This window comes from Brooklawnia sp. (assembly GCF_032229645.1).
Taxonomy (GTDB): Bacteria; Actinomycetota; Actinomycetes; order Propionibacteriales; family Propionibacteriaceae; genus Brooklawnia.
In genome coordinates this window covers 49,465-70,130 of sequence record NZ_JAVTWX010000136.1, presented here as the reverse complement: position 1 = coordinate 70,130, position 20,666 = coordinate 49,465, and the positions used below count along the sequence as shown (strand labels likewise).

The following is a 20,666-nucleotide window of genomic DNA, read 5'->3' as shown; positions in this document are numbered from 1 at the left end:
GCTGGCACACCCCCTGTTTCTCTCACCAGTCGTAACCCACCCGCTATTACCCACAAAGAAGAGGACCCACTGTGCGATCAGTGAATGAACTGCTGGACGATGTCCGCGGCAAGCGTGTTGTGATCCGCTGTGATTTCAACGTGCCGCTCGATGGTGACGTCATCACCGATGATGGCCGCATCAAGGCCGCACTGCCGACCCTTACCAAGCTTCGCGATGCCGGCGCCCGGATCACCGTGCTCGCTCACCTCGGACGCCCGAAGGGGCAGGTCAACCCCAAGTACTCGCTGGCCCCGGTGGCTGCGCGGCTTGGCGAACTCATCGGTGCCGATGTCAAGTTGGCCGCAGATGTGGTCGGACCCTCGGCTCAGGAACTGTCGGCCTCGCTGGCCGACGGCCAGATCTGCCTAGCCGAGAACGTCCGTTACGAGCCGGGCGAAGAGTCCAAGGACGAGACCGAGCGCGCTGCGCTGGCCGCCCAATACGCGAAGCTCGGCGATGTCTATGTCTCCGACGGCTTCGGTGTCGTGCACCGAAAGCAGGCCTCGGTCTACGACATCGCCAAGCTGTTGCCGGCCTACGCCGGCGAGCTGGTGGCCAAGGAGGTCGAGGTGTTGAGCAAGCTCACCACCAACCCCGAACGTCCCTTCACGGTCGTGCTGGGTGGCGCCAAGGTCGCCGACAAGCTCGCCGTCATCGACAACCTGCTGAAGGTCGCCGATGCGCTGGTGATCGGCGGCGGCATGGCCTACACCTTCCTGGCAGCCCAGGGCTACGGGGTCGGCAACTCGATCCTGGATGCCGAGAAGGTCGACGTGTGCACCGAGTACCTGAAGCAGGCCGAGGCCACCGGCAAGAAAATCGTGCTGCCGGTCGACGTGCGAGTATCCGACGGCATGGACTTCGCCGCCCGCAAGGTGATCGGCGACGTCGAGATCGTCGCGGCCGATCAGATCCCGGCCGGTAAGGAAGGCCTGGACATCGGTCCGGAATCCGAGAAGCTGTTCGTCGATACCGTGCGTTCGTCTCACACCGTCTTCTGGAATGGTCCGGCAGGTGTCGCGGAGATCCCGGCTTTCGCCGAGGGCACCGCGGCGATTGCGAAGGCGTTGACCGAGGTGGACGGCCTGACCGTGATCGGTGGTGGCGACTCCGCCGCCGTCGTCCGCGATCTGGGCTACGCCGATGATCAGTTCGGCTGGATCTCCACCGGTGGCGGCGCCTCGCTGGAGTATCTCGAAGGCAAGGAACTGCCGGGTCTGGCCGTTCTCGAAGCATCTGCGAAGGGGGAGTGACCGTCATGACACGCACGCCGATCATGGCCGGCAACTGGAAGATGAATCTCAACCATATCGATGCGGTTGGGCTTGTTCAGAAGCTGGCGTGGACCCTTGCCGATGAGCGCTACGACGCCGCCAAGTGCGAGGCCGTGGTGATCCCACCCTTCACCGATATCCGCAGCGTGCAGACGCTGATCGAGGGCGACAAGCTGCCCCTCAAGCACGGTGCCCAAGACCTGTCGCCCAACGACGACGGTGCCTTCACCGGCGACATCTCGGCCGACATGCTGGTGAAGCTCGACTGCAGCTATGTGGTCGTGGGGCACAGCGAGCGTCGCGAATACCACGGGGAGACCGACGAGGTCGTCAATGCCAAGGCGGCCAAGGCGTTGTCCAAGGGCCTCATCCCGATCATCTGCGTGGGAGAGGGTCTGGATATCCGCAAGCAGGGCAATCAGGTCGCTCACACCGTGGCTCAGGTGAAGGGTGCGCTGGCCGGGTTCTCCGCCGCCGAGGTGGCATCGCTGGTGATCGCTTACGAGCCCATCTGGGCGATCGGCACCGGCGAGGTGGCCACCCCTGCCGACGCGCAGGAGGTCTGTGGAGCGATCCGCGAGGCCGTCGCCGAACTCTACGATCAGCCGACCGCTGACGCCGTTCGTATTCAGTACGGTGGCTCGGTGAAGTCGTCCAATGTCGTTGACATCATGTCTCAGCCCGATGTGGACGGCGCTCTGGTGGGCGGCGCGAGCCTGAAGGCCGAGGAGTTCGCGAAGATCGTGCTCTTCTACCAGCAGGCCTGATCGCTCGGATCGACCGAACAGCGGCGGTGGCCTCGTCCCGGCGAACAACCGGGGCGCGGCCACCGCCGTATTATGTCCGGTTCGGTGCCGGACCACCGGGTACGGTCCGGATTCGGGGTCACGGTTGTGGTGAGATACAATCTCCCCCGTGACTCTTGTACCGCTGATGACCTGGCCGGTGACGACTCTGTCGATCGTGCTGATCGTATTGAGTGTGATCCTGACCGGCTTCATCCTGCTGCACAAGGGGCGCGGTGGCGGAATGTCCGATCTTTTCGGCGGTGGCATGACCACCGGCATGAGCGGCACTTCGGTGGCCGAACGCAATCTCGACCGGCTGACGATCGTCGTCGGTGGTCTGTGGGTCGTGTGCATCGTCGGATTGCTGATTCTGTACAGCATGGGCGCCGGTGCCTGATCCGGACGATTCTGCTCGATTTACTCATTGGTTAGGGGAACAAAACTGTGAGTGGTGGCAACGCCATTAAGGGCAGCCGTATTGGTGCCGGTCCGATGGGTGAGGCAGAACGGGGCGATTCAGCACCGCGTACTCGAGTGAGTTTCTTCTGCGCAAACGGCCATGAAACGCGTCCTGCCTTCGCTATGGGCGCCGAGATCCCCGCGGAGTGGGAGTGCATTCGTTGCGGCCTGCCGGCCAGCACCGATCAGCAGAATCCGCCGCCCCCGCCGAAGAACCTGCCCTACAAGACGCATCTGGCCTATGTGAAAGAGCGCCGTAGCGACGAGGAAGCGGTGGCGATTCTGGCCGAGGCGCTGGACGGTCTACGCAGCCGCCGCGCGCGCGGCGAAGTCATCTACTGATTCACAGCACGCAGCGGTAGTACGGCAGCTTCGCGGCAGCACCCCTGTCGACGAACCAGTAGGTTGCCGATGCGCCGTGCACAAGCCCGGCGGGCAGCAGCGGATCGTGCTGCACCGCGCGGGCCACGGCATCGGCCTTCTCGGTTCCCGCTGCCAGCAGCCAGATCTCATTCGCCTTGTTGAGACTCTTGAGCGTGAGCGTAATCCGATCACCCGGTGCGGTGGGGGCATCGGTCACGCCGACGACGCTCAAGGTGGTATCGGACTGTAGTTGCAGGCTGGGGTGGTTCGGATAGATCGAAGCGACATGGCCGTCGGTGCCCAATCCCAGCAGACAGATGTCAAAGGTGACATCCCCGAGCTCTTTCGAGTAGGCGTAGGCCGCCTCGTCGGAGTCCGTCGTCCCGGTGCTGCTCGGCATCGGATGCACCTGCGATGGGACGAACGGCATCGTTCTGGCGAGCACCGTGAGCGCCGTGGTGGCGTTGCGCAGCTGATCGGTGGTGGGTACATAGCGTTCGCTGGTCCACCACAGCTCCAGCCTGCTCGGATCGAGCACAGTGGCCTGCGTCAGCGTTGCCAGCGACTCGTAGAGGGCCAGTGCTGTGAGTCCGCCGGTCAGCGCCAGATGGACCCGTTCCTTCTCTTGTTGCAACTCGGTGAGTCGCCTGGCCAGCCGCCCGGCCATGCTGACGGTCAGCTCGTCCAGGCTGCGGTAGCGGTACACGCGCTGCAGGCTCACGGTTCAACTCTGCTCTTCGGCGGCAAGGAATGCCATCACTTCATCGAAGGCTTCGTCCCCGCTTAGCCGGGTGAGCTCCTCGGAGAGCAGCTGAGAGGCGACACGGCGGGCGAGGGCCACCTGCCGGTCGGGCTGGCCGGGCAGCGACAGGGAGGCCTCGATGGGGGAGAAGCGTTGCAGCCCCACATCGCCGATAGCGGTGGTCAACTTGACCATGTGTAGACCGGGATAGCTGCTCACCGGATCAGTACGGGTCACCGGAACCCCCAGGCGCATCTTCAGCCAGGCCGCGAGCAGCTCACTGGGAGCCGACTGCGGTGGGCCCACAACCTCGGCCGAGATCACCTGCGAGCGCACCTGGTTGAGGGCTGCGACCAGTAGGGCGCGCCAGCGGGTCAGCCTGGTCCAGGCGAGGTCCGTGGTGCCGGGCCGGTGGTTGCGGGCCAGCGTTCGCACGGTGGCGACCGGATCGTCGGTGGTCATCGAGTCGACGATCAGCCGACGCCCAAGAGAAGAAATGTCGCAGTAGCCGGGATCGTCGGGCGCCAGATCGCGTGACCAGATCACGACCGGCAGCTCGGAAAGCAGCAACGGGAGCAATACCGAATCGGCGTGCTCGTTGACCTCACCGGAGAACTCCAGTTTGATGACCTCGGCTGCGGAACGCTCGGTCATGAATTCCGCGTTGAGCCCGGCATCATTGTTCATGCCGCGCACCGCGACCAGGATCCGCGACGGATGCATCTCACCGGCCGCCTGCGCCCCGTCCATCGCCTGCTCGTAGCCATCGGCCGAGGTATTGATGACCAGGGTCAGCACCTGTCCCGACTTACCCGGAGAGCGACCCTCCTTCCGTAGCCGGAAGAGAGTTTCGTTGATCTCGTGGGCGTCGGTGTTGTCAAGTCTGATACTCATCTGCACTCCTAGGGACGCCGCCAGGCGAATCCATCGCGGGCCAGCATCTCCTGGGCGCGACGCGGGCCCCAGGTGCCGGACGGATACTGTTCGGGCTGCCCTGCTAGTGCCCATGCCGCCAATACCGGATCGAGAATTCGCCAGGAGAGCTCGACCTCTCGCTGGCGGGGGAACAGTGGCGGGTCTCCGAGCAGCACGTCAAGGATCAGCCGCTCGTAGGCCTCTGGGCTCGATTCGGTGAACGACCCGGTGTAGGAGAAGTCCATGCTGACCTGCCGAATCTCCATCTGGGTACCGGGCACCTTGGCGCCGAAATTCATCTCGATGCCCTCGTTGGGCTGGATTCGCAGCACCAGCGAGTTCACGCCGAGCGCCTCGATATCGGGCTGGCTGAACGGCATGTGCGGGGTGCGTTTGAAGTTCAAGGCGATCTCGGTGATCCGGCGCGGCGCCCGCTTGACGGTGCGCAGGTAGAACGGGACACCGGCCCAACGCCTGGAATCGATGTCGACCCGCAGCGCCGCATAGGTCTCGGTGTGCGACTCGGGACTGATGCCGTCCTCCTCAAGGAAGCCGCAGACCTGACGTCCACCCTGCCAGCCCGCGGCGTACTGGCCATTGGCGCTGTGTATTTCAATGCGTTCGGGAACCGTCGCGGCCTCCAGCACCTTCTCCTTTTCGCGACGCAGGTCGTTCGGGTCGAAGGTATTGGGTTCTTCCATCGCGGTCAGGGCCATCAGCTGGATGAGGTGGTTCTGAATCACGTCGCGTGCCGCCCCCACGCCGTCGTAGTATCCCGCGCGGCCGCCGATGCCGACGTCCTCGGCCATGGTGATCTGAACGTGGGAGACGAAGTTCCGATTCCAGACCGGCTCGTACATCATGTTGGCGAAACGGAAGGCCAGCAGGTTCTGGACGGTCTCCTTGCCTAGATAGTGGTCGATGCGGAATACCGACTCGGCGGGGAAAGCGGCCGAAACCACCCGGCTCAGCTCAATTGAGCTCCCGAGGTCGTGTCCGAACGGCTTCTCGATGATGGCCCGCTTCCAGCCGTGGGTCTGATCGGTCATGCCGTGCGCGTTGAGTTGCTCGATGACCTGCTCGAAGTTCTTCGGCGGGATCGACAGATAGAACGCGTGATTGCCGTCCGTGCCGTGATCGCGGTCAAAACGATCCAGCGTCTTCTTCAGCCGCTCGAAGGCGTCCGCGTCATCGAAGGTGCCCTGGACGAAGTCGATACCGGCGACCAGCTGTCGCCAGACTTCGGCGCGGAACGGAGTGCGGGAATACTGGCGGACGCTGGCCGCCAACTGTTCGACGAACTGCTCTTTGGTCCAGTCGCGGCGTGCGAAACCGATCAGCCCGAAGCCCGGTGGCAGTGCGCCATGGTTGGCCAGATCATAGATTGCCGGGATGAGCTTCTTGCGCGCCAGATCGCCGGTCACTCCGAAGAGCACCAGCACGCTAGGGCCCGCCAGCCGCGGCAGTCGTCTGTCCGCAGGATCCACCAGCGGATTCGTCCACGTTGCGTCCACAGAACCTCCAGGGCTAACCCGTTTCCAACCGATCCCATGAAACCATGAATGGCACCTGGTGCGCTGCCAGTCCAGCGACCATGCCGCGGGCCGGGTCGAGAACGCAGGCAGTTCGCTGACGGTGAAAACACCGCTTAAGGTTTGGTTAGGTAACCCTAAGGGATCTCAAGTTGGCTTGGTTTTCGGGTGACATTTAGACAACATGGAACGCGTGGAAATCGCAATCCGTGCCGAGATGACCAGCCAGCCTGGCAGCCAGGCTGCGGCCACTGATGCCTCCACCCGCCAGCGGGTGCTTGACTTGCTGCTCGAGCGTGGCACGATGACGGCCGCTGAGTTCGCAGATGCGCTGTCGCTGACCGCCGCTGGAGTACGCCGCCATCTGATCGCGTTGGTTGACGGTGGTCAGATCACGACCATTGAACAGACCGGGCCTCGCGGTCGCGGTCGCCCCGCAAGTGTCTATCAGCTGACGGCTGACGGGCGAAAGGGTTTCGGCCAGGCCTACGACGATCTGGCGCTGAGCGCGCTGGCCGAGCTTGTCGCCATCGCAGGGCCCGATGCCATCGACCGCTTCGCCGAACGGCGGCTCGCAGATCTTGAGGACGACTATCGCCGTCGCCGTGGTGCGGAGCCCGAAAAAGACCCGATGGAGATACTGGCCGAAGCGCTCAGCGCCGCCGGCTATTTCGCCGAAACCGCGGCCGACGGCGAGCTTTGCCAACACCACTGTCCGGTGGTCGATGTGGCGACCGAGTACCCGCAGCTCTGCGACGCCGAGACGAGCGTCTTCGCCCGGTTGCTCGGCTCCGATGTCTCCCGATCGTCCACGATCGCCCATGGCGCTCAGGCCTGCCGACTCCACATGGGCGCCCCGACGCCCCTTCCCAATCCCGTTTCTGCAGCAGCGGATCGAAAGGTGAACGCATGACGACAGATACTCAGCCGCGCGAACGCGTGGCAACCAAGGCAGAAGTAGCCGAGCAAGAAGTTGAGCAGTTCAACTCATTGGCCAACTACAAGTATGGCTGGCACGACTCCGATGCCGCGGGCGCTATCGCTCAGCGTGGTCTGAACGAAGGAGTCGTGCGTGGCATCTCGACCATCAAGAACGAGCCGGAATGGATGCTCAAGCGCCGGCTGAAGGCGCTGAGCCTCTTCGAGAAGAAGCCGATGCCCACCTGGGGCGCCGATCTGTCGACCATCGATTTCGATTCGATCAAGTACTACGTGCGTCCGACCGATCGTCAGGCCCAAAGCTGGGAGGACCTGCCCGACGACATCAAGACGACTTACGATCGTCTCGGCATTCCCGAGGCCGAGAAGGCACGCCTGGTAGCGGGTGTCGCCGCTCAGTATGAGTCGGAGGTCGTCTACCACAAGATCAATGAGGAGCTCGCCAAGCAGGGCGTCATCTTCCTCGACACCGACACCGGCCTGAGGGAACACCCGGAACTCTTCCAGGAGTACTTCGGCTCGGTGATCCCGGCCGGCGACAACAAGTTCGCCGCGCTGAACACCGCGGTCTGGTCGGGAGGCTCGTTCATCTACGTGCCGAAGGGCGTGAACGTGGCGATCCCGCTGCAGGCCTACTTCCGGATGAACACCGAGAACCTCGGGCAGTTCGAGCGGACGCTGATCATCGCCGACGAAGGCTCGTACGTGCACTACGTCGAGGGCTGCACGGCACCGATCTACAAGACGGATTCTCTGCACTCAGCGATCGTCGAGATCATCGTGAAGAAGAACGCCCGGGTGCGCTACACGACCATCCAGAACTGGTCGAACAACGTGTACAACCTGGTCACTCAGCGCGCCACGGTCGACGAGGGCGGTCAGATGGAGTGGATCGACGGCAACATCGGATCCAAGACCAATATGAAGTACCCGGCTTGCTACCTGATGGGCCCGAACGCCAAGGGTGAGGCTCTGTCGATCGCGTTCGCGGGCAACGGGCAACATCAAGACACCGGCGCGAAGATGGTGCACTGCGCACCGAGCACCTCCAGCACGATCATCTCGAAGTCGATCAGCCGCGACGGTGGGCGTTCGTCCTACCGTGGCCTGGTCGAAGTGCAGCCCGGCGCGCGGCACTCGGCGTCCACGGTGAAATGTGATGCGCTGCTGGTCGACAGCATCTCGCGCACCGACACCTACCCGTATGTGGATGTGCGGGAGGAAGACGTCTCGATGGCCCATGAGGCGACGGTTTCCAAGATCAGCCAGGATCAGCTCTTCTACCTGATGCAGCGTGGACTGAGCGAGGATGAGTCCGCAGCCATGGTGGTGCGTGGCTTCGTCGAGCCGATCGCCCGCGAACTGCCGATGGAGTATGCACTCGAGCTCAATCGGCTGATCGAGCTTCAGATGGAAGGATCTGTGGGCTGAGTTCAACGCCACGATCCCCCCACCTTCTGACAGGAGAAGACACACCCGTGACAACGACAATCAGCGCGCCAACGCCAGCGCGGCCCACCATCAAATCTCACCTGCATCCCACTCCGTCCTGGAATACGGCAGATCACGCGCTGCCCACCGGACGCGAAGAGACCTGGCGGTTCACTCCCGTCAAGCGTTTCATTCCGCTGATGCGGGCGAGCGCGGCTGAGCACGCACGATGGCAGCTGACACTTCCCGAGCAGGTTAGTGCGAAGACGGTGACCCTCGACGAGGCCAAGGCGTTCTCGTTCGATCCTCCGATTGATCTGGTCACCGCCATGGCGGCGGCCGGCTCGGGCGACGATGTGACCCTCGTCTCGGTGCCGCCGGAAGCGGAGATCGACGAGCCCGTTGTGATCGATCTCGAAGCCCACGGCGCCGACGTCGCCGGCCACCTGCTGGTCGATGTCGGGCACCATGCCAAGGCGACCATCTTGCTGCGCCACACCGGGCAGGCACGGTTCGCAGGCAAGATCGAGATACACACCGGCGAGGGCTCGCATGTCGACTTCGTCAGCGTGCAGGACTGGAGCGAGGGATCGGTGCACGGAGGCCAGATCTCGACGCTGATCGGACGAGATGCCCAGGTACGCACCATTCAGGCGAGCATCGGCAAGGGCGATGTGCGGCTGAACGAGCGCGCCGAATTCTCCGGGATCGGCGGGAACCTGGTGCAGCTGGGCCTCTACTTCTCGCAGGCCGGGCAGCATGTCGAGCACCGGCTGTTCGTCGATCACAACGCGCCCCATACTGAGAGTCATGTCGACTACCGCGGCGCTCTGCAGGGCAAGGGCGCGCATTCGGTGTGGATCGGCGATGTGCTGATCAGGGCGAATGCGCTCGACATCGAGACCTACGAGACCAACAAGAACCTGATGCTCACCGAAGGCTGCCAGGCCGACTCCGTGCCGAACCTCGAGATCGAGACCGGTGAGATCCGTGGCGCCGGCCATGCGAGTTCGACGGGCCGGTTCGACGAGGAACAACTCTTCTACCTGCGCAGCCGCGGCATTCCCGAAGCGGACGCCCGCCGCTTGGTGGTGGAGGGTTTCTTCCTGGACATCATCCGACGCATCGGCATCCCGGACGTCGAGGAGCGGCTGGCCGCTGCGCTGAGCGTCCAGCTGTCGGCGATCGAGGGCATGTCGTCCACGTCGGTGCTGGCCAAGGCCGAGGCTGAGTGATGACCTTCGTCGCCGTCGCGCAAGTCGACGAACTCGGCGATCTCCCGCTCGGCGTCGAGGTCCCCGAGGCCGACCTCGAGCTCGCGCTGGTGCGCATCGGCGACGAGGTGTTCGCCATCCAAGACGAATGCAGCCACGGACGCGTCCGCTTGTCAGAGGGCGATGTGGACGCGGACGACTGCAGCATCGAGTGCTACCTTCACGGGTCGATGTTCAGTCTTCGTACCGGGGCTGCCCTGAATCTGCCGGCGACCGTGCCGGTGCCCGTTTATCCATGTTCAATCGAGGGCGATCAGATCGTCGTCGATATCGACAATCCGATCCAACCTCACGCGGAGGACTAAGAACCAATGGCAGAGCTAGTCATCAAGGACCTGTACGCAGAAGTCGAAACAGAGTCCGGTCCCAAGGAGATTCTCAAGGGAGTCAATCTGACGATCGGTTCCGGCGAGATCCACGCGATCATGGGCCCGAACGGATCCGGCAAGTCGACCCTGGCTTACTCGCTGGCCGGCCATCCGAAGTACACCATCACCTCCGGCTCGGCCACCCTCGACGGCGTCGAGCTGACCGAGCTGAGCGTGGACAAGCGTGCCAAGGCCGGGCTCTTCCTGGCCATGCAGTACCCGATCGAGGTGCCCGGAGTGTCGACCACGAACTTCCTGCGCACCGCCAAGGCGGCGCTCGACGGAATCGCCCCGAAGGTACGCACCTGGCCGAAGGAAGTCAGCGCGGCACTGCAGCGGATGGATATGGACCCGACTTTCGCCGCGCGTTCGATCAACGAGGGGTTCTCCGGCGGCGAGAAGAAGCGCGGCGAGATCGTCCAGCTCGACCTGCTCGACCCGAAGGTCGCGATCCTCGATGAGATCGACTCCGGTCTTGACATCGACGCGGTGCGAACCGTCGCCGAGGGCATCAACCGCTTCGCGGCGCACGGCGACCGTGGGGTGATGCTGATCACCCACTACCAGCGGATCCTGCGCTACGTCGAGCCGACCCACGTGCACGTCTTCGTGGACGGCCGGATCGTTGCCGAAGGTGGCAAGGAACTCGCCACCGAGCTCGAGGTGAGCGGCTACGACAAGTATCTGAAGGCCGTGCAGGCCTGATGTGGGATTCCGCTGCTATCCGGGCCGATTTCCCGATCCTGGATCGGGAGATCAACGGTCACCGGTTGGTCTATCTCGACTCGGCGAATACGTCCCAGAAGCCCCGCGAGGTCGTCGAGGCAATGGAGGCGCATTACCTGCGTCATAACGCCAACGTGGCTCGTGCTATGCACACCCTGGGCGCCGAGGCGACCTCGGCCTTCGAGAAGGCCCGGGCGACGGTGGCGGATTTCATTCACGCAGGATCGGCCGACGAGATAGTCTTCACCAAGAACGCCTCCGAAGCCCTCAACCTGGCTGCCTACACGCTGGGAAGCCGGCTGAAGCCAGGCGATGAGGTCGTCATCTCGGTGATGGAACACCATTCGAACCTGGTGCCCTGGCAGCTGGTCTGCCAAGCCAGCGGCGCCACGCTGCGTTGGTTCGACATCACCGAGGACGGCCGGCTCGATCTCGAGGGCGCCAAACGCGATGGGTTGATCAACGAGCGGACGAAGATCGTTTCGGTCGCTTGGGTCAGCAACATGCTGGGCACCATCAACCCGATCCGTCAGATCGCCGACTGGGCCAAGTCGGTGGGCGCGATCATGGTGGCAGACGGTTCGCAGGGCGTGCCGCAACTTGCCACCGATGTGAACCGGCTCGGTGTCGATCTGCTCGCCTTCACCGGTCACAAGCTGTGCGGCCCGACCGGGATCGGCGTGCTGTGGGGACGCTATTCGCTGCTCGAAGAACTGCCGCCGTTCATGGGCGGCGGCGAGATGATCGAGGTCGTGCGGATGGAGGGCTCGACCTATGCGCCGCCTCCGCACCGTTTCGAGGCGGGCACGCCACCGATCGCCCAAGCCGTCGGGCTGGGCGCGGCGATCGGCTACCTGGACCGCATCGGGATGGACGCGATCGCTGCCCACGAGAACGAGATCACCGCGCGGATGCTGGCCGGGCTCGGCTCGCTGACCGGAGTGCGCATTCTCGGGCCGACCGAAGCGGTGGACCGCGGCGGGGCCGTCTCGTTCACGGTGGACGGGGTGCATCCGCACGATCTGATGCAGCTGCTCGACAGTCGCGGCGTGGCCGTGCGCGGTGGGCACCATTGTGCGGCGCCGCTGCACCAACGGCTGTGCGTGCAGAGTTCGTCGCGGGCGTCCGGGTATCTGTACACCACGCCGGAAGAAGTGGATGCGCTGGTAGCTGCCGTGGCCTGGAGCTATGACTTCTTCCACTCGCGCACCGGGAGAAGGTCATGACCGTAGAGCAGCTGTACCAAGACATCATCCTCGACCACTACCGTGAGAAGCATCATGCCGGGCTGCGCACGCCCTTCGGCGCCGAGGTTCACCATGTGAACCCCAGTTGCGGCGATGAGCTCACCTTGCGGGTCGCGGTCGATGGCGACGCCATCGGCGATGTCTCCTACGATGCCGAGGGCTGCTCGATCTCGCAGGCTTCGACCTCGGTGATGTGCGATCTGGTGATCGGACGCGATATTGCCGATTCGATGGCGCTCTTCGAGGAGTTCCGGCACATGATGGAAGGGCAGGGACAGGTCGTGCCCGACGAGGACCGGCTGGAGGACGGCATCGCATTCGCCGGTGTCGCTCAGTTCCCGGCCCGCGTGAAGTGCGCGATGCTCGGCTGGTCGGCGCTACGCGACGCGCTCATCCGCGCTGGTGTCGAGCTTCCGGCGACGCCCGATGACAAGGAGTGACATATGACCAACCCGTCTGATCTGGTGAGGGACGAGCTGCCCGGTACCGACACGGTGCCTGCCACCTGGGCGACCGCCACCGACGAGCAGCGGAAACTCGTCATCTTGGAGGCGCTGAAAGAGGTCGTCGACCCCGAGTTGATGGTCAACGTCGTCGATCTCGGGCTCATCTACGACGTGCTCATCGACGACGACCTGAATGTCACCCTCAACATGACCCTGACCAGCCCGGCTTGCCCGCTGACCGATCAGATCGAGTGGGAGACGCAGGCAGTGCTCGGCCAGCTCGCCCGCAGCGTGACCGTCAACTGGGTATGGATGCCGCCGTGGTCGCTGGAGATGATCACCGACGATGGACGCGAACAGCTGCAGGCGCTCGGCTTCATGATCTGAGCCCTCAGGACCCTCAGTAGGCCGACAGCGGGAACCGCTCCCGGATCAGATAGCGCGCTCGTCCGCCCTCACCCTGCCCGAGCAGCGATTCGACCAGGACGAGTTCGGTGACCGCCCATGGCTGGAGCGCAATGCCGGCCAGAGCCTCGATCTGCGGGCGCGCATCGGTCGAGCGCGCGAAGCGGGCGACGGACAGATGACCGATGAACCTCTCATCGGCGACCTGGATACCTGCCCTCCGCGCGGCGTTGCGGCAGCCTCTCGCCACCGACTCGAGATCGCCGGGCGGATCGTCGGCGCCGAGCCATAGGGTCTTGGCCAGCCCGGGGGCAGGGAAGGCACCCGCGCCCGCGATGCCCAGCCCGAAGCGGGCTGTCAGTGACGCGAGTTCGGTGAGCAGGTCGGCGAGCCGCCCGTATTGCACGGTCTCGACACGGCCCATGAATGCGCAGGTGAAATGCCAGCCGGACGGAATCGTCCAGCGGATCTGCGGCCAGCGGGTCTTGGCCGGCTCGAGCAGATCGGTCAGCTGAGCAATGACCGTGGCCGGCGGAGTGACGGCGACAAAGAGACGTCGAGCCGGATCAGCGGATGCAGTGGTGTGAGATGCCATTGCGACCTGAGTATAGACATCGCGATCACCGATGTGCAGGCGCAGTCCTGGCAGCACGCCAACCGTCGCCGGGTTGGTTGCCGCTGCTTTTGTCCAGATCGTCGGTCCGAGACACAATAGAGGACGACTATGTTGCAGGCTACTGATCTTGAGGTCCGTGCAGGTGCACGGCTGTTGCTCGAACCCACGACTTTCCGGGTGAACCCCGGCGACAAGATCGGTCTGGTGGGTCGTAACGGCGCGGGTAAGACCACCATGATGCGCATCCTGGCAGGCGAAGGGCTTCCGTCCGGCGGTCAGGTGGTGCGCCGCGGTGAGATCGGCTACCTTCCGCAGGATCCCCGCGAGACTGACGTGGCGATGATCGCTCGCGACCGGATTCTGTCGGCACGCAACCTGGACACGATCTTGGAGCGGCTGCGCAAATCCGAGAAGCTGATGGCCAGCACCGAAGGCGATGAGCAGCAGCAGGCGATGAGTTCCTACGCTCGCGTCGAGGGCGAACTGATGGCGGCGGGCGGCTATGGCACCGAGGCCGAGGCGGCCCGGATCGCCGCCAATCTCGGTCTCCCCGATCGGGCGCTGGCCCAGCCGCTGCACGAACTGTCCGGTGGTCAGCGCCGCCGGATCGAACTGGCGCGCATCCTGTTCAGCGCGGCCGATACCCTGCTGCTCGACGAGCCGACGAACCACTTGGACGCGGACTCCATCGTCTGGCTACGCGATTTCGTCAAGGGCTATGACGGCGGAGTGATGATGATCAGTCACGATGTCGGCCTGCTCGATCAGACCGTCACCAAGGTCTTCCATCTGGACGCCAACCGCACCACTCTCGATCAGTATTCGATGGGCTGGTCGACCTATCTCCAGCAGCGTCAACTGGACGAGAAGCGCCGCAAGCGCGAGCGTCACAACGCCGAACGCAAAGCGGCTCAGCTGCGGCTGCAGGCGGACAAGCTCGGCGCGAAGGCGACCAAGGCGACCGCAGCCCAGAATATGGCGCGGCGGGCCGAGAAGCTGCTGGCCGGCACCGAGGGGCAGCGGGCCGGCGACAAGGTGGCCAAGATCAATTTCCCGAGTCCTGCGCCCTGCGGGAAGACCCCCCTGATGGCCAAGGACCTCACCAAGACCTACGGGTCCCTCGAGGTGTTCACCGGTGTCGATCTCGCTGTCGACAAGGGATCACGCGTTGTCATCCTGGGCCTCAACGGCGCCGGTAAGACGACGCTGCTGCGGCTGCTCACCGGTATCGAGACCCCGGATACCGGCGAGATTGTTCCCGGGCATGGGCTGAAGCTCGGCTATTTCGCCCAGGAGCACGATCTGCTCGATCCCGCGATCAGCGTGCTGCAGAACATGATGCACGCCGCCCCGGATCTCAACGAGACCGAGGCGCGCCGGGTGCTGGGCGGCTTCCTGTTCAGCGGGGACGACGACCACAAGCCAGCGGGTGTGCTTTCCGGCGGGGAGAAGACCCGGCTGGCCCTGGCGACCCTGGTCGTCTCGTCGGCCAATGTGCTGCTGCTCGACGAGCCAACCAACAACCTGGACCCGGCGTCACGCAAAGAGGTCTTGAACGCGATCCGCCGCTATGAGGGCGCCATTATTCTGGTCACCCACGATGAGGGCGCCGTTGCGGCACTCGAGCCCGACCGCGTGATCGTGCTGCCGGATGGTACTGAGGATTTGTGGAGCGAGGGGTACGCCGAACTGATCTCGCTCGCCTGAGGTCTGCTGCCGTCTGAGAAGGGGTATCTCTCGCCCCGGGGTGCCATCGGCCAGCAAGATTCCCGAAATGCCGCACCGCGCCTTCGCTAGCGATTATGCTCATCTCCACCGGTGTGACAAGGAGTAGGTCATGACCAAGCTCAGCAAGGGTAAGCGGGTGAGTGGCGAGCAGCGGCACGAGGTACAGCAGTCGTTCGTCGAGCGGTATCAGGCCGGGGAATCCATTCGTTCGCTGGCTGTCGATTCGGGTCGTTCATACGGCTTCGTCCAGGCTTTGCTGAAGGACGCAGGAGTCGTCTTCCGAACTCGGGGCGGGTCTCATCGGGCCACACGCACCAAGGAAACCTCGGAAGACCAAGAGGACCTGACTGGCCCGCATCAGGGGCCGGCAGACGTAGCCGCTAGGTGACCCGCGGCCTCCGATAGCAGCTGATCGTCACCGAAACTCGCACCGGCGCAGGATCATCGGGCACCGGCACCGGTTGATGAAAGGCATTCGGGCCCATAGCGATCAGATCTCCGATGGCGGCGGGGTCGGCGTCCAGACCGAAGTCGAGTTGGTCTCGTGCCGTCAACCCCAACCCGGTAGCGCAGATCGTCTCGTCCAGCCGGGAGGTCTTATCGGCGGGCACGTCGAGCAACCCCAACTGGTCGCGCAGCCCGGCGAGATGGGCCGGGGTCGGGGTGACCACGATCAGTTCGCCTCCCGGTCTGAGCACCCGCGCGAAATCCGCTGGGTTGCGCGGTGCGAAAACGCACAGCAATCGGTCCAGACTGCCCGAGCGCACCGGCAGGCCCGTCCAACTGTCGGCGACGGCGCTGGCCAGGCCTCGCCTTGCGGAGCGTCGGGCGGCGACGGCCGAGACATCCAACGCCAGATGCTGCTCGGGACGGCAGGCCGCCACGACTCCCGCCAGATAGTAGCCGGGCCCGGCGCCCGCCTCTGCGATTCGCCGGGCGCCGGCGCACGCCTGGATCAATGCGTCCAGGATCGGACGATAGAACCCGGCGTCAAGGAACCGCTCCCTGGCTGCCACCATGTCCCAGGTATCGGCATTGGCCGGGGCAGGGCCGTTCAAGAGGTTCACATAGCCGTACCGCGCGATGTCGAAGCTGTGCTGCTGAGGGCAGCACAGCCGCCGGTCGTCGCGTGTCAGTCCGGCAGCGCAGACCGGGCAGGTCAACAAACCGATCGCGGCATCAATGGCTGGCATGGGCCCTATCTTTGCCGCTGCGTCACGCTCAGACCAGGCGACCCGGACGAATCAGACAACGATGGCCGATGGTTTTTGTGTCTGTCACACCAGCATCGGCGCGAAGCGGAGGATAGATTCACTGGGGTGAGCGAAACTGCCAATACTTCAAACGGCCGTGTAGCCGTCATCACCGGTGCCGGACGAGGCATCGGCGCAGCGATCGCCGAGACCTTGCGCGATGCCGGATATCGCGTCGCGAGCTTCGACATCTCGGACGCTGCCCCGGAAGGTGTGCTGGGCGTGGCCTGCAATGTCACCGACACGGCTTCGGTCGACCAGGCGTTCAAGACGGTCGAGGCCGAACTTGGCCCGGTCGAGATCCTGATCGCCAACGCCGGTATCACCCGCGACACGCTGCTGATGCGGATGAGCGATGAGGACTGGGAGAAGGTTCTCGATGTGAACCTGACCGGCGCCTACCGCGTCGTCCGCCGCGCCGTGCGTGGCATGGTCAAGCAGCGCTTCGGGCGCATCGTGGCCACCAGCTCGGTGGTCGCCTTGCTCGGTTCGGCCGGGCAGGTCAACTACGCGTCCACCAAGGCGGGCCTGATCGGCATGGCCCGCAGCGTTGCCCGTGAGGTCGGCAGCCGCGGCGTCACCTTCAACGTGGTCGCTCCCGGATTCATCCAGACCGCCATGACCGATGTGCTCGACGAGGCGACCCAGAAGTCGTACGCCGAGCGCATCCCGGTCGGCCGGATGGGCACCATCGCCGATGTTGCGCATGCGGTGAAGTTCCTTGTCGAAGACGAGACCGGCTACATCACCGGGGCGGTCATCCCGGTTGATGGCGGCCTGGGAATGGGGCATTGAGATGGGCATCCTCGAAGGCAAGAAGATCCTGGTCACAGGCGTCACCCTCAACACTTCCATCGCCTATTCGGTCGCCCAGATCGCCCAGCAAGAAGGCGCCGAGATCGTGGTGTCGAACTTTGGACGCGGCATGAGCCTGACCCGCCGCGTGGTGAAGAAGCTCGATCCGGTTCCCGAGGTGCTCGACCTCAACGTGACCGACGCCGATCAGCTCGCCGCGCTGCCGGGCCAGCTGCGCGACCTCGGCTTCGACCATCTGGACGGTGTCGTGCACTCCATCGCCTACGCGCATCCGGAGAAGGCGCTCGGCGGTGCATTCCTCAGCACCGAGTGGCAAGATGTCGCGACCGCGGTGCAGACCTCCGCATATTCGCTGCAGAGTCTCACCATGGCCGTTCGCGACTTGCTCGGGCGCGGCTCTTCGATCGTCGGCCTGACCTTCGACGCCACCATCAGCTGGCCCTCATACGACTGGATGGGCGTCGCCAAGGCGGCCCTCGAGTCGACGAATCGTTACCTGGCCCGTTACCTCGGGCCCGACGGGATCCGCGCGAATCTGGTTTCTGCCGGACCTGTCGACACGATCGCGAAGAAGGCGATCCCCGGTGCGAACTCGTTCAATGACATCTGGGACGGTCGGGCCCCGCTGGGCTGGAACGCTGCGGACGCCACCCCGGTCGGCAAGGCCGTGGTCGCGCTGCTGAGCGACTGGTTCCCGGCCACCACCGGCACCATGATCTACGTTGACGGCGGCTTGCATTCCACCGGAGCCTGAACGATCAGTTGATCTGAGCCGGCGTCGTCTCTTCCCGGAGGCGACGCCGGCTTCGTCTGTTCACCAGGATCTGCTTCGCCGCCAACCGGTTCGTACCCGGGCTCATCCCCGGCGAGGTCGAGTTTGGCCCGGCCGCGTCGGTAGCCTGCATGACATGGACATCCTCGTTTCGGTCATCACCGGTGTGCTCCTGGTGATCGGCGCCCTCGGCATCATCGTCCCGATCCTGCCCGGCAGCATCTTGATCATCATCGGGCTGCTGCTCTGGGCCATCGTGATCGGAGGGCCGGTCGGCTGGATCGTCTTCGGGATCGGGTTGGTGCTGTGCGGAGTGGGGATGGCATCGTCCACATTGCTGACGGGGACGCGGCTGAAGGCCCGCCAAATACCCAATCGCTCGATCTTGATCGGTGCGGTGCTCGGTGTGATCGGCGCGTTCGTGATTCCGGTTGTGGGGCTCTTGGTCGGCTTCGTCGTGGGTCTGTTCGGCAGCGAATGGTACCGGCTGCGTGACCCGAAGCTGGCCTGGGATGCGTCGTTGGTGGCCATGAAGTCAGTTGGCCTGGGGATGATCGTCGAATTCAGCTGCGCCGGCCTGGCGATCACCGCCTGGATCATCGGGATCTTCTTGCACTTCTAAGGACGCTCCAAAGCAGCACTGCTGCGAGAATTCTTCGTCACGCCCTGAGCGAGCCTGGCTGCGCATCGCAAGCCGTGAAACGGTAGTGTCTGAGGCATGGTTGCAGTAGCAGAATTGGCCGGAGTCAGCGTGCGGCGCGGAACCGCCCTTCTGTTACAAGATGTGAATCTCAGAGTCGAAGAAGGCCAGCGTTGGGTCGTCATCGGGCCGAACGGTGCGGGCAAGACCACGATGCTGGCGCTGCTGAGCACCCAGATGCATCCGACCAACGGTGTCGTCGAAATCCTCGGCGAGTACCTGGGCGCCGTCGATGTCTTCGAATTGCGTCCGCGCATCGGAGTGGCGTCCTCGTCGATCGCTCACCGCATCCCCAACCGCGAGAGAGTCTCCGATGTGGTTGTGTCGGCGTCCTACGGCGTGATGGGACGCTGGCGCGAGGCCTACGAGGACATGGACTACGCACGGGCTCTCGAGCTCATGCAGCTGATGCACGTGGATGACCTGACCGGGCGCACCTATGGCACCTTGTCGGAGGGCGAACGCAAGCGGGTGGAGATCGCGCGGGCGCTGATGACCGATCCCGAACTGCTGCTGCTCGATGAGCCGGGCGCCGGACTCGATCTGCGTGGGCGGGAGATTCTGGTGCAGATTCTCTCCCGGCTCTGCCTCGATCCGGACGCCCCGACGACCGTATTGGTCACCCATCACGTCGAGGAGATTCCCGAAGGAATCACTCATGCGCTGCTGATGGCACACGGTTCGGTGGTGGCTGCAGGCCCGATCGACGAGGTGCTGACCGACGAGAAGCTCACCCAGACCTTCGAGATGGCCTTGCGCGTCGCCAAAGTCGATGGACGCTGGACTGCTCGCGCGGCCTAACCGGTCTTCTCCTCGAACCACTCGTCGGGCTCGCGGTGATACTTGCCTGCCAGCCAACTGCAGACCATCAGCTGCGCCTGATGGAAGATCATCAACGGCAGCACGATCATGCCGACCTGCGCCGCGGGGAACATCACCGCAGCCATCGGCACGCCGGTGGCCAGCGATTTCTTGGTACCACAGAACTGGATGGCGATCTGATCCCGGCGGTCGAATCCCAGCCGGCCGGCCACAGTCCAGGTGAGCCAGAGCATCAACGGCAAGATGAGGGCAATCGCCAGGCAGATCACCACGATGTCGCCGATCCCGGTCCGTTGCCATAGACCCTCGCGCACGCCTTGACCGAACGCCCGGTAGACGACCAGGACGATCGATAGCTGGTCGAAGAGCCTGAGGCGGGGATGGGCCAGCACGAACTCGGCGGTCCAGCGCCGCGAGAGCTGACCGAGCACGAACGGCAGCAGAATCTGCACAGCGATATCGAGGATGGAGCTCGGATCGAGATGCATGCCGGTGGTGCTCATCAGCGCGATTGCCAGCAGGGGCGTGATGAAGACCCCGAGCAGATTCGACATCGAGGCGCTGATGATCGCCGCGGGCACGTTCCCCTTGGCTATCGAGGTGAAGTTGATCGAACTCTGCACCGTGGAGGGCAGCAGGCAGATGTACAGCAGGCCGCGGTAGATCTCCTCGCTGATCAGGCCGGGCACCGCCACCCTCAAGGCCAGCCCGACGATCGGGAAGGCAATGAAAGTGAAGCTCAAGATTACGGTGTGCAACCGCCAATGCTTCAGCCCGGCCAGGGTCTCGCTGGGCTTCAACCGCACGCCGTAGAGGAAGAAGAGAACGGCGATCGTGATCTTGGACGCCCAGTCGACCACCTCGACGCCGGTGCCACGGGCGGGCAGTACGGTGGCGAATACAGCGGCCCCGATGATGGCGAGCATGAAGCGATCGATACGCCGCCACCAAGGCCTGCGTGTCTGGGTGGTCGGACTCATGGGCTTCACCATACGACGCCGCGACCGC

23 protein-coding genes and 1 pseudogene are annotated in these 20,666 nt (G+C 64.2%); 18 read left to right on the top strand and 6 right to left on the bottom strand.

The window, feature by feature from the left end; genetic code table 11:
• The first annotated feature begins 71 nt into the window (after positions 1-71).
• The 4 genes from AAFP05_RS11085 to AAFP05_RS11070 all read left to right on the top strand — a co-directional run bounded on the left by AAFP05_RS11085 (position 72) and on the right by AAFP05_RS11070 (position 2,905).
• A complete protein-coding gene (locus AAFP05_RS11085; protein ID WP_341729919.1) occupies positions 72-1,295 on the top strand; it encodes a phosphoglycerate kinase in 1,224 nt (407 codons plus the stop codon).
• 5 nt (positions 1,296-1,300) lie between these two features.
• Complete coding sequence (tpiA, locus tag AAFP05_RS11080) at positions 1,301-2,083, top strand: triose-phosphate isomerase (protein ID WP_341729918.1); 783 nt, start codon at positions 1,301-1,303, stop codon at positions 2,081-2,083.
• A gap of 166 nt (positions 2,084-2,249) precedes the next feature.
• Positions 2,250-2,501 carry a preprotein translocase subunit SecG gene (gene secG, locus AAFP05_RS11075; RefSeq protein WP_341729985.1) on the top strand — a complete coding sequence of 84 codons (252 nt, stop codon included), beginning with the start codon at positions 2,250-2,252 and terminating at the stop codon, positions 2,499-2,501.
• 47 nt (positions 2,502-2,548) lie between these two features.
• A complete protein-coding gene (locus AAFP05_RS11070) occupies positions 2,549-2,905 on the top strand; it encodes an RNA polymerase-binding protein RbpA (protein ID WP_341729917.1) in 357 nt (118 codons plus the stop codon).
• A 1-nt stretch (position 2,906) separates the two neighbouring features.
• On the opposite strand, the gene pgl is transcribed toward AAFP05_RS11070, so the two are convergent.
• Genes pgl through zwf form a run of 3 tightly spaced genes read right to left on the bottom strand, consistent with a single transcriptional unit; the run spans position 2,907 to position 6,097 of the window.
• The gene (gene pgl, locus AAFP05_RS11065) at positions 2,907-3,647 is read right to left on the bottom strand and encodes a 6-phosphogluconolactonase (protein WP_341729916.1); all 741 of its coding nucleotides are present in this window, start codon (positions 3,645-3,647) and stop codon (positions 2,907-2,909) included.
• 3 nt (positions 3,648-3,650) lie between these two features.
• Entirely contained in the window at positions 3,651-4,562 is a 912-nt protein-coding gene (locus tag AAFP05_RS11060) for a glucose-6-phosphate dehydrogenase assembly protein OpcA (RefSeq protein ID WP_341729915.1), read from the bottom strand.
• Between the two features lie 8 nt (positions 4,563-4,570).
• Positions 4,571-6,097, bottom strand: coding sequence for a glucose-6-phosphate dehydrogenase (gene zwf, locus AAFP05_RS11055; RefSeq protein ID WP_341729914.1), 1,527 nt, complete (start codon positions 6,095-6,097; stop codon positions 4,571-4,573).
• Between the two features lie 211 nt (positions 6,098-6,308).
• Here zwf and AAFP05_RS11050 point away from each other — a divergent pair, with 211 nt between their 5' ends.
• The 8 genes from AAFP05_RS11050 to AAFP05_RS11015 are packed head-to-tail and all read left to right on the top strand — an operon-like array spanning position 6,309 to position 12,933.
• The gene (locus tag AAFP05_RS11050) at positions 6,309-7,028 is read left to right on the top strand and encodes a helix-turn-helix domain-containing protein (protein ID WP_341729913.1); all 720 of its coding nucleotides are present in this window, start codon (positions 6,309-6,311) and stop codon (positions 7,026-7,028) included.
• Positions 7,025-8,485, top strand: coding sequence for a Fe-S cluster assembly protein SufB (sufB, locus tag AAFP05_RS11045; RefSeq protein WP_341729912.1), 1,461 nt, complete (start codon positions 7,025-7,027; stop codon positions 8,483-8,485). The genes AAFP05_RS11050 and sufB overlap by 4 nt, the downstream gene beginning before the upstream one ends.
• A 47-nt stretch (positions 8,486-8,532) precedes the next feature.
• A complete protein-coding gene (gene sufD, locus AAFP05_RS11040) occupies positions 8,533-9,720 on the top strand; it encodes a Fe-S cluster assembly protein SufD (protein WP_341729911.1) in 1,188 nt (395 codons plus the stop codon).
• Positions 9,720-10,064: a non-heme iron oxygenase ferredoxin subunit gene (locus AAFP05_RS11035; RefSeq protein WP_341729910.1), complete on the top strand. Its 345-nt coding sequence runs from the start codon at positions 9,720-9,722 to the stop codon at positions 10,062-10,064. Before sufD ends, AAFP05_RS11035 begins: the two co-directional genes overlap by 1 nt.
• 6 nt (positions 10,065-10,070) lie before the next feature.
• Positions 10,071-10,832, top strand: coding sequence for a Fe-S cluster assembly ATPase SufC (sufC, locus tag AAFP05_RS11030; protein WP_341729909.1), 762 nt, complete (start codon positions 10,071-10,073; stop codon positions 10,830-10,832).
• Positions 10,832-12,079 (top strand): cysteine desulfurase, encoded by a 1,248-nt coding sequence (locus AAFP05_RS11025; protein ID WP_341729908.1) that lies wholly within the window; start codon positions 10,832-10,834, stop codon positions 12,077-12,079. Before sufC ends, AAFP05_RS11025 begins: the two co-directional genes overlap by 1 nt.
• Positions 12,076-12,540: a Fe-S cluster assembly sulfur transfer protein SufU gene (gene sufU, locus AAFP05_RS11020; protein ID WP_341729907.1), complete on the top strand. Its 465-nt coding sequence runs from the start codon at positions 12,076-12,078 to the stop codon at positions 12,538-12,540. Before AAFP05_RS11025 ends, sufU begins: the two co-directional genes overlap by 4 nt.
• A gap of 3 nt (positions 12,541-12,543) precedes the next feature.
• The gene (locus AAFP05_RS11015) at positions 12,544-12,933 is read left to right on the top strand and encodes a metal-sulfur cluster assembly factor (RefSeq protein WP_341729906.1); all 390 of its coding nucleotides are present in this window, start codon (positions 12,544-12,546) and stop codon (positions 12,931-12,933) included.
• A gap of 13 nt (positions 12,934-12,946) precedes the next feature.
• Here AAFP05_RS11015 and thpR read toward each other — a convergent pair whose 3' ends face one another.
• The gene (gene thpR, locus AAFP05_RS11010) at positions 12,947-13,546 is read right to left on the bottom strand and encodes an RNA 2',3'-cyclic phosphodiesterase (RefSeq protein ID WP_341729905.1); all 600 of its coding nucleotides are present in this window, start codon (positions 13,544-13,546) and stop codon (positions 12,947-12,949) included.
• 129 nt (positions 13,547-13,675) lie between these two features.
• Between thpR and AAFP05_RS11005 the strand changes: the two genes are divergently transcribed.
• Together AAFP05_RS11005 and AAFP05_RS11000 are read left to right on the top strand one after the other, a co-directional pair.
• Positions 13,676-15,274, top strand: a complete 1,599-nt coding sequence (locus AAFP05_RS11005; RefSeq protein ID WP_341729904.1) for an ABC-F family ATP-binding cassette domain-containing protein — start codon at positions 13,676-13,678, stop codon at positions 15,272-15,274.
• Positions 15,275-15,404: 130 nt separating this feature from the next.
• Positions 15,405-15,590 (top strand): annotated as a pseudogene (locus AAFP05_RS11000) (helix-turn-helix domain-containing protein); the annotation flags it as partial.
• An 85-nt stretch (positions 15,591-15,675) separates the two neighbouring features.
• Here AAFP05_RS11000 and AAFP05_RS10995 read toward each other — a convergent pair.
• Positions 15,676-16,488, bottom strand: coding sequence for a putative RNA methyltransferase (locus AAFP05_RS10995; protein WP_341729903.1), 813 nt, complete (start codon positions 16,486-16,488; stop codon positions 15,676-15,678).
• Between the two features lie 126 nt (positions 16,489-16,614).
• Between AAFP05_RS10995 and fabG the strand changes: the two genes are divergently transcribed.
• The 4 genes from fabG (at position 16,615) to AAFP05_RS10975 (ending at position 19,637) form a co-directional block, all read left to right on the top strand.
• On the top strand, positions 16,615-17,343 hold the full coding sequence (gene fabG, locus AAFP05_RS10990; RefSeq protein WP_341729902.1) for a 3-oxoacyl-ACP reductase FabG: 729 nt from the start codon (positions 16,615-16,617) through the stop codon (positions 17,341-17,343).
• A gap of 1 nt (position 17,344) precedes the next feature.
• Positions 17,345-18,118 carry an enoyl-ACP reductase FabI gene (gene fabI, locus AAFP05_RS10985; protein WP_341729984.1) on the top strand — a complete coding sequence of 258 codons (774 nt, stop codon included), beginning with the start codon at positions 17,345-17,347 and terminating at the stop codon, positions 18,116-18,118.
• A 154-nt stretch (positions 18,119-18,272) separates the two neighbouring features.
• Positions 18,273-18,758, top strand: coding sequence for a DUF456 domain-containing protein (locus AAFP05_RS10980; RefSeq protein WP_341729901.1), 486 nt, complete (start codon positions 18,273-18,275; stop codon positions 18,756-18,758).
• Positions 18,759-18,854: 96 nt separating this feature from the next.
• A complete protein-coding gene (locus AAFP05_RS10975) occupies positions 18,855-19,637 on the top strand; it encodes an ABC transporter ATP-binding protein (RefSeq protein WP_341729900.1) in 783 nt (260 codons plus the stop codon).
• On the opposite strand, the gene AAFP05_RS10970 is transcribed toward AAFP05_RS10975, so the two are convergent.
• Complete coding sequence (locus AAFP05_RS10970; protein WP_341729899.1) at positions 19,634-20,638, bottom strand: bile acid:sodium symporter family protein; 1,005 nt, start codon at positions 20,636-20,638, stop codon at positions 19,634-19,636. The two genes, AAFP05_RS10975 and AAFP05_RS10970, sit on opposite strands and share 4 nt — an antisense overlap.
• Positions 20,639-20,666: the final 28 nt, after the last annotated feature.